We start from the raw sequence: 7,299 nt of genomic DNA on the forward strand, positions 1-7,299 counted from the left end.
GCGCAGCCAGGACCGCCGCCGGGCACCCCACCGTGTCAGCCCCTGCCCTCCGGCCGCCCCGCCGCCGAAGCCGCCACGGCCGCGGCCGAACGGGGCTGACACCGCCCGGCCCCCGATCACCCGCGCAGCCGCCCGAGCGTGGCGCGGGCCGCGGTGCGCGCGTACGGGGAGACCATCAGATACGGCGCCCACGGCCAGGTGTGCCGCACGCAGTACACCCACCACTGGTGCGGCGGCAGCTCCCGCACGGACGTCACTCGGCGCAGCGCCTCCCGGACGCCGATCCCCGGCTCGCGGCTCCCGGGAGCCGCCGGTCCGTCGACGCACTCACCGGCATGGCCCGGGGCGACCAACGCGGCCACCCCGGCCCGCCGCGCGCGCCGGCCGTGGTCGTAGTCGCCCATCCGGTGACGGAAGACCTTGTCGGGATCGCCGACGACGTCGTACACGGCACGGGGCAGCAGGACCACCCGTCCGTCGTACGTGTCGCAGGGCTCGGGCCGGTGCGCGCCGGGTTCGACGAGCGTCAGGGACCGGCCCCGCCGTCCGGAGTACACCGTGTCCCCGTACGCGTTGCGCACCGCGCCGACGACGACCGCGTCGGACCCGGCCGCTTCCGATGTGCGCAACAGCGTCGCGAGCGTGCCCCGGAACAGCTCCACGCCGTCGTCGAGCCAAAGCTGATGCGTCCATGCGTGGCTCGGGCCGCCCGGGGTGCCGTCGAGCGGGCCGCCGCCCCCGCCGCCGCTGCGGCTGTTCCGGCTCGCGATACGCAGCGCCTGGTTGCGGGGGACGTCCGCGCCCACCGACATGACCTCCACCGCCGGATGACGCAGCCGGACCGCCTCCGGCGTACCGTCGGTGCTGCCGGTGTCCACGAGATGCACCCCCAGCGTCGTCCCGGCGGGGAGCCCGCGCTGCTCCTCCAGGGCGCGCAGGGCTGACAGCGTCCGCGCGCGGCGGTTGTGACTCGTCATCAGCACGGCCAGGTGGACGGGGTGCACAGCGGGCTCCTCAGCTCCTGAGTCTCATCATTCATGCATAAAAGCTGATATTCCGCATAGGCTGGGTGGGTGAGCGCCGAACCGATCGCGAACCCGCTCGGACCCGTGCGGGGCCCCACGCCCCCGCGCCGGTTCGGCCGCCTCGTGCCGGTGCTCGCCTTCCTGGTGGCCGTCCTGTGCGTGAGCACGGTCGCGCTGACCGCGACCGTCCGCTCCACGGTCGCCTCACCCGGCTTCTACCAGGCGGTGCTGGACGAGGAGTCGGCCTACGACCGCCTCTACGGCGAGGTGCTCGTCGACCCGGAGATCTCGCCCGTCACCCGCGATCTCCTCGCCCATCTGCCCGTGCCCGAGGCGCTGGTGACGTCGAACATCAAGGTCGTGCTGCCGCCCGCCACGGTCCGGGAGCTCACCGACCAGCAGATCGAGGCCGTGACCGGATATCTGCGCGGCGACCGCGACGAGCTGCGGCTGACCGTCGACCTGACCCCGGTGCTGGAGAACCTCGCCGATCTCGCACGCGTCTACTTCGGCGACCTGGTGGCCAATGTCCAGGGCAAGGACCAGCCGGACTTCGAACGGTTCACCGCAGACCTGGCCTCGGGGCTCGACGACCTCAAGGAGGGCCGGGCCCCCGAGCTGCCCAGGCTGCCGCTCACCGAGGACCAGGCCGACCGCGCCGCCGACGCCCTCCTCACGGCTGTACCGGAGCAGCAGCGGACAGCCCTGCGCCCCGAGATCGAGGTGGCGCTGGGTGAAGGAGACGTATCGACCGCGCTCGCCGCCACGGCCGCCGCTCTCTCCGACGGCTCCCGCAGCGCGGCCGCGGACCTCCGTACCGTCCTCCAGGACGGTACGTGGGACCTCACCGGCACCCTGACCGCCGCCGGGGCGGACCTCGGCGCCCTGGAAGAGGCCCGCGACTCCATCAGGCTCCTGACGCTGCTCCAGGTCCTCGCCCTCACCCTCGCGTTCGCCGCCCTCGTGACCCTCTGGTTCACCGGCCCCGTCACCCCGGCCCGCCGGCTGATGCGGCTCGGTCAGGCGCTCGCCTGCGCGGGCGTCCTGACCGGCGCGGCCGTGGTCCTCGCCCGACTGATCACCGGCGGCCGCCTGTTCGCCACACCGTCCTCGTGGGCCCCCAGCGTCACCTCGCTCGTCGACGACCTCCAGCGCAACGCCGTGAACCAGGCGGTGACCGCCGGTCTCGGTGCCGCGCTCGCGGCCCTCGTCGGCGGCGTACTCCTCACGGGCGCCGGCTGGGCGCTGCTGGTGCGCCCCGACCGGATGCCGACGCCGACGCCGACGGCTGTGCGGACGACGGCGGCGGGCGTGGCTTGTGCCGCACTGGCCGGCGTCCTGGTCGTGCCACCCGTGTTCGGCCCGTCCGCACCCCGCCAGTGCCTGGGCAGCAGCCGCCTGTGCGACCTGCGCTACGACGAAGCCGCCTACCTCACCTCGCACAACGCCATGTCCACCACCGCCGACCGGTTCATCGGCCCGCTGCAGGACCCCGACATCACCACCCAGCTCAACACGGGGGTCCGGGCCCTCCAGCTCGACACGTACCGCTGGGAGAGCCCCCAGGACATCGCCGCACGGCTCGACTCCCCCGAGTTCACCCCCGAGCAGCGGCGCCTGATCACCGGTGCCATCGACAGGGCCAACCCGCCGCGCGAGGGCCTGTGGCTCTGCCACGGCGTCTGCCGCGCCGGGGCCATCGAACTGGTCCCGGCCCTGGAGGGCATCGGCGACTGGCTGCGCGCCCACCCCACCGAGATCGTGACGCTCATCGTCCAGGACGACATCAGTCCCGAGGACACCGAGAAGGCGTTCCGTGCGGCCGGCCTGGACGACCTCCTGCACACCCCCGACGCGGACCCGGACGCTCCGTGGCCCACCCTGGGGGAGATGATCGACAGGGGCCGCAGGCTGGTGGTGTTCGCCGAGAAGGCCGACGGCCCGGCCCCCTGGTACCGCAACTTCTACCGGTACGGCATGGAGACCCCGTTCGCCTTCCGTAGCCCCTCCGAGATGGCCTGCGCCCCCTACCGCGGCGGCACCGGAAAGCAGCTCTTCCTGCTCAACCACTTCATCACGAACGCCGGCGGCAGCCGCCTGGACGCCGGTCGTGTCAACGCCCGCGACTGGGTCCTGGAGCGGACCCGGGCCTGCGAGGCGGAGCGCGGCAGCCCGGTCACCTTCATCGCCGTCGACTACACGACGATCGGCGACGCGCTCGGAGCGGTGAACGAACTGAACTCCCGCCGCACCCAGGACGACTGACGGAGCGGCGCCTGTACGAGAGCACGCCCGGCAGTCGACGCGGCCGCGCCCGAAACCCCGGGAGAGCCGGGAGGGGAGCGTGAGAGGCTACGACCTCAGGGGCTCCCCACACCGTGCGGACGGAGCCGGACGACTGCCGACAGATCAGGAACTCAGCGCCCATGACTCCTCCGAGCGACCCGGCACCGCACGGTGCCCCCGCCGCCGTACCGCCCCCCGGCGACGGATCCCGACCGCGGGGCCGGGGCCGTCTGCTGGCCGTGAGCGACCTGCACGCGGCGGTGACCGACAACCGGCCGATCGTCGAGTCCCTGCACCCGACGTCCGAGGAGGACTGGCTGATCGTCGCGGGCGACGTCGCGGAGCGCCCCGAGGAGATCCGGTGGGCGCTCGGGCTCCTCGCCGAACGCTTCGCCCAGGTGATCTGGACCCCCGGCAACCACGAGCTGTGGACCGTGCCCAAGGACCCGGTTCAACTGCGCGGCCAGGCCCGCTACGACCACCTCGTCGAACTGTGCCGGGAGCTCGGAGTGACCACTCCGGAGGACCCCTTCCCGATCTGGCCGGGCCCCGAGGGGCCGGTGGCGATCGCGCCGCTCTTCCTCCTGTACGACTACACCTTCCGCGCCCCCGGAACGCACACGAAGGAGGAGTCGCTCGCCGTCGCGCACGAGAGCGGCATCGTCTGCAACGACGAGTACCTCCTGCACCCCGACCCCTATCCGGCCCGGGAGGACTGGTGCCGCGCCCGGGTCGCCGAGACCGGCCGCCGGCTCGCGGAGCACGACCCGCAGATACCCCTCGTCCTCGCCGGACACTGGCCGCTCGTCCGCGAACCCACGTCGGTGATGTGGTACCCGGAGTTCGCGCAGTGGTGCGGCACCGAACTGACCGCCGACTGGCACCGCCGCTTCAACGTCACCGCCGTCGTCTACGGCCACCTCCACATCCCCCGTACGACCTGGTACGACGGGGTGCGCTTCGAGGAGGTCTCCATCGGCTACCCCAGGGAGTGGCGTAAGCGGGGGCACCCGCGCGGCCTGCTGCGGCAGATCCTCCCGTACGAGGGTGAGCCCGCCCCACCGGAACGGGCCGGGGCCGGACCGTCCGCACAGCCGCGCACCCCCGGAGGCACCACGTGATCGAGCTGTTGCTGCCCGCCGACGTCTCCTCGGCGGCCACCCGCGCGGAGACCGTCCCGGACGGAGCCCTCTTCCCGGAGGAGGAGGCGCTGATCGCCAAGAGCGTGGCCAAACGCAGGAACGATTTCGCGACGGCCCGCGCCTGCGCCCGGCGCGCCATGGCCGGACTCGGCCTGCCTCCCGTCGCCGTACTCCACGGTCACCGGGGGAGACCTCTGTGGCCCGAAGGAATCGTCGGCACGCTCACCCACTGCGCCGGCTACCGGGCGGCCGCGCTGGCCCGGGCGACGGACGTGCTGTCGCTGGGCATCGACGCCGAGCCGCACGCCCCGCTCCCCACCGGCGTACGGGAGTTGGTGTCCCTGCCCGCCGAGCGACGGCGGATCGGTCCGCCCGTGCCGGAGGGCGCGGGCGAAATCCACTGGGACCGCATCCTGTTCAGCGCCAAGGAGAGCGTCTTCAAGACCTGGTATCCGGTCACCGGGGTCGAACTCGACTTCGTTCAGGCGGATCTGACGTTCCATCGCACGGATGCGGCGGGAGGCAGTGACGGGTGTGATGGCTCCGCCGCAGCCGAGGGCACTTTCGCCGCCCGACTGCTGCTCACCGATCCGGCCCTGCCGACGACGCTGCACGGGCGGTGGCGGGTGGAGGACGACATCGTCGCCACGGCGGTGCTGGTCCGGCCCGACTGGCGGGAAAGCGAAGGGATATGACGGCCCATCGGCCGTGAGGAGCGCGGTGGGCTGCGGTGGCTGCGCGGCCGGTGAGCGCCGGGCCGCGGCGGTCAACCGGCCGGGGGAGCGATGAGCGGGCGTCCGAGCGCCACGTTCCACCGGCCGGAGCGCCCGCTGAGCTCGGTCAGCGTCAGCGGCGCGACGTCCAGCCGCCAGAACGCCTCCGCCGGCAGGCGCAGGCCGTGGACGACCGCCGCCCGGACGACGGCGGCCTCGGCCACCGCCAGGCAGCTCGCGCCGGGTGCGTCCGGTCCGCCGAGGGAGTCCAGCCACGCACCGGTCCTTGTCAGCAGGTCGCACAGCGACTCGCCGCCGTGCGGAGCCGCCGACGGGTCGCCGAGCCAGGCCGCCACCTCCGCGGGTTCGGCGGCGGCCACCTCGTCGAGGCGGCGGCCGGCCCAGGCCGCCAGGTCCCAGCCGCCCAGGGCCGGTTCGGTCCGGGCCGTAAGGCCGAGGGCCTCGGCGGTTTCGCGGCACCGGCCGGAGGGGCCGCTGAGCACGAGCCCGGTCCCCGGCACCGCACCGGCGGCGGCCCGCGCACGCTTCCGGCCGGACCGGTCCAGGGGGGAGTCGCCGTCGAGGCGCGCCTCCCGCAGTGCCGCGTTCATCGCCGGTGAGATCAACATCACCCGTACTGTCATGTCCCTGCCCTCCATCCCGCACCAGGGGCCTCACAGCCCTGTCGCCCCAAGGAATCCGCCCTCCGTGACGCTGCACATTTGACCATGGCGGTGCCTGCGTACAGGCGGTATGGTCACGTCGACCATGACGAGGGTGGGACGGAAGTCCGGTGAGAATCCGGCACGGTCGCGCCACTGTGAACCCGCCTTCGGGCGGGAAGTCAGACCCGGCACCTTCGTCCGAGGCACCACGACAGGGACGCGTGTTCCCACAGGAGGTTCTGCCATGGCACAGTCCGCCGTTTCCGCGACGGGGACATCCGAGATCACCCCGATCTCGGCGAAGGCCCTTGCCCCGTGGGCGGTCTTCTTCGGCATTCTCATGCTCGTCCTGCTGTACTTCGTCGGCGCCGAACAGGGCGCCACCGCACTCGTCTCGGGCGAAGGCGTCCACGAGTGGGTTCACGACGGCCGCCACCTGCTCGGCTTCCCCTGCCACTGAGACACCCGAGGAACCAGGGCCCCGCCGGGAACACCGTCCGGCGGGGATTCAGCGACGCGGCCGGCAGCGGCAAGCAAGAGAAACCAGGAAACCATCGTGAACCCCATATCTGTCAGAGCCCTGCTCGTGCGCGGCATGCTCGCGGGCCTGATCGCGGGCGCGCTCGCGCTCGTCGTCGCCTACTTCCTCGGCGAGTCCCAGGTGGACGCGGCCATCGCCCTCGAAGAGGCCCACAGCCATGACCACGGCGGCGGCGAGGAGTTGGTCAGCCGCACCATGCAGGCCACCGGCGGTCTCGCCACCGGCGTCCTGGTCTTCGGCGTCGCGGTGGGCGGGATCGCCGCCCTCGTGTTCTGCTACGCCCTGGGCCGCATCGGCGACTTCGGCCCCCGGGCCACGGCGGCGCTGATCGCGGGTGCCGCCCTGCTCACGGTCTACGTCGTACCGTTCCTCAAGTACCCGGCGAACCCGCCCGCCGTCGGCAACCCGGACACCATCGGCAAGCGCACCACCCTGTTCTTCCTGATGGTCGCCCTCAGCGTGCTGCTGGCCGTCGCCGCCGTCATCATCGGCAAGCGGCTCGCACCCCGCCTGGGCAACTGGAACGCGAGCATCGCGGCCCTCGCGGGCTTCGTCCTGCTGATCGGTCTCGCCTACGCCTTCCTGCCCTCCTTCGACGAGGTGGGCAAGGACTTCCCGGCGACGCTGCTGTGGGAGTTCAGGCTCTCGACGCTGGCGGTCCAGGCGACGCTCTGGAGCACCTTCGGCATCGTCTTCGGCTATCTCACCGAGCGCCTTCTGAGACCCGCCGCCCGTGCGGGGGCGCCGCGCACCGCGAGTGCGGTGAGCTGAGCCGTACCGACGCGCGCCTACCGACCTGCATGGCAGAACCCGCCGGGGAGCATCCGGCGGGTTCTGCCATGTGCGGGCGGGCCCGGAATCCTGACCGGGGACCTCGAACGGGCCGCTGCCCGGGCCGGGTAGGCGTTGAGCCGGGGGCCGGGGGCC

The 7,299-nt window shown here is 73.0% G+C and carries 7 protein-coding genes and 1 riboswitch; of the genes, 5 read left to right on the top strand and 2 right to left on the bottom strand.

Going from position 1 to position 7,299, the window contains the following annotated elements; translation table 11 throughout:
* Positions 1–116: 116 nt before the first annotated feature.
* Entirely contained in the window at positions 117–1,004 is an 888-nt protein-coding gene (locus D3105_RS30885) for a glycosyltransferase family 2 protein (protein WP_118906203.1), read from the bottom strand.
* A 69-nt stretch (positions 1,005–1,073) separates the two neighbouring features.
* On the opposite strand from D3105_RS30885, the gene D3105_RS30890 reads away from it, so the two are divergent.
* The 3 genes from D3105_RS30890 to D3105_RS30900 all read left to right on the top strand — a co-directional run bounded on the left by D3105_RS30890 (position 1,074) and on the right by D3105_RS30900 (position 5,148).
* Positions 1,074–3,290 (top strand): hypothetical protein, encoded by a 2,217-nt coding sequence (locus tag D3105_RS30890; protein ID WP_118906204.1) that lies wholly within the window; start codon positions 1,074–1,076, stop codon positions 3,288–3,290.
* A 161-nt stretch (positions 3,291–3,451) separates the two neighbouring features.
* Positions 3,452–4,432: a metallophosphoesterase family protein gene (locus D3105_RS30895; RefSeq protein ID WP_118906205.1), complete on the top strand. Its 981-nt coding sequence runs from the start codon at positions 3,452–3,454 to the stop codon at positions 4,430–4,432.
* Positions 4,429–5,148: a 4'-phosphopantetheinyl transferase family protein gene (locus D3105_RS30900; protein WP_118906206.1), complete on the top strand. Its 720-nt coding sequence runs from the start codon at positions 4,429–4,431 to the stop codon at positions 5,146–5,148. Before D3105_RS30895 ends, D3105_RS30900 begins: the two co-directional genes overlap by 4 nt.
* Positions 5,149–5,219: 71 nt before the next feature.
* Here the strand turns inward: D3105_RS30900 and D3105_RS30905 are convergent, their stop codons facing one another.
* The gene (locus D3105_RS30905) at positions 5,220–5,810 is read right to left on the bottom strand and encodes a histidine phosphatase family protein (RefSeq protein WP_118906207.1); all 591 of its coding nucleotides are present in this window, start codon (positions 5,808–5,810) and stop codon (positions 5,220–5,222) included.
* Between the two features lie 126 nt (positions 5,811–5,936).
* Positions 5,937–6,030, top strand: a riboswitch (adenosylcobalamin (AdoCbl) riboswitch).
* Positions 6,031–6,075: 45 nt separating this feature from the next.
* On the opposite strand from D3105_RS30905, the gene D3105_RS30910 reads away from it, so the two are divergent.
* On the top strand, positions 6,076–6,291 hold the full coding sequence (locus D3105_RS30910) for a CbtB domain-containing protein (RefSeq protein ID WP_118906208.1): 216 nt from the start codon (positions 6,076–6,078) through the stop codon (positions 6,289–6,291).
* A 96-nt stretch (positions 6,292–6,387) separates the two neighbouring features.
* Positions 6,388–7,143 (top strand): CbtA family protein, encoded by a 756-nt coding sequence (locus D3105_RS30915; protein WP_118906209.1) that lies wholly within the window; start codon positions 6,388–6,390, stop codon positions 7,141–7,143.
* Positions 7,144–7,299 lie beyond the last annotated feature (156 nt).

It is taken from the genome of Streptomyces globisporus (genome assembly GCF_003501885.1).
Taxonomy (GTDB): Bacteria; Actinomycetota; Actinomycetes; order Streptomycetales; family Streptomycetaceae; genus Streptomyces; species Streptomyces globisporus_D.

Bases quoted from the DNA above. Each gene is read 5' to 3' on its own strand.
- D3105_RS30910 (WP_118906208.1), top strand. From the start codon at position 6,076: ATGGCACAGTCCGCCGTTTCCGCGACGGGGACATCCGAGATCACCCCG.
- D3105_RS30895 (WP_118906205.1), top strand. From the start codon at position 3,452: ATGACTCCTCCGAGCGACCCGGCACCGCACGGTGCCCCCGCCGCCGTA.
- D3105_RS30905 (WP_118906207.1), bottom strand. From the start codon at position 5,810: ATGACAGTACGGGTGATGTTGATCTCACCGGCGATGAACGCGGCACTG.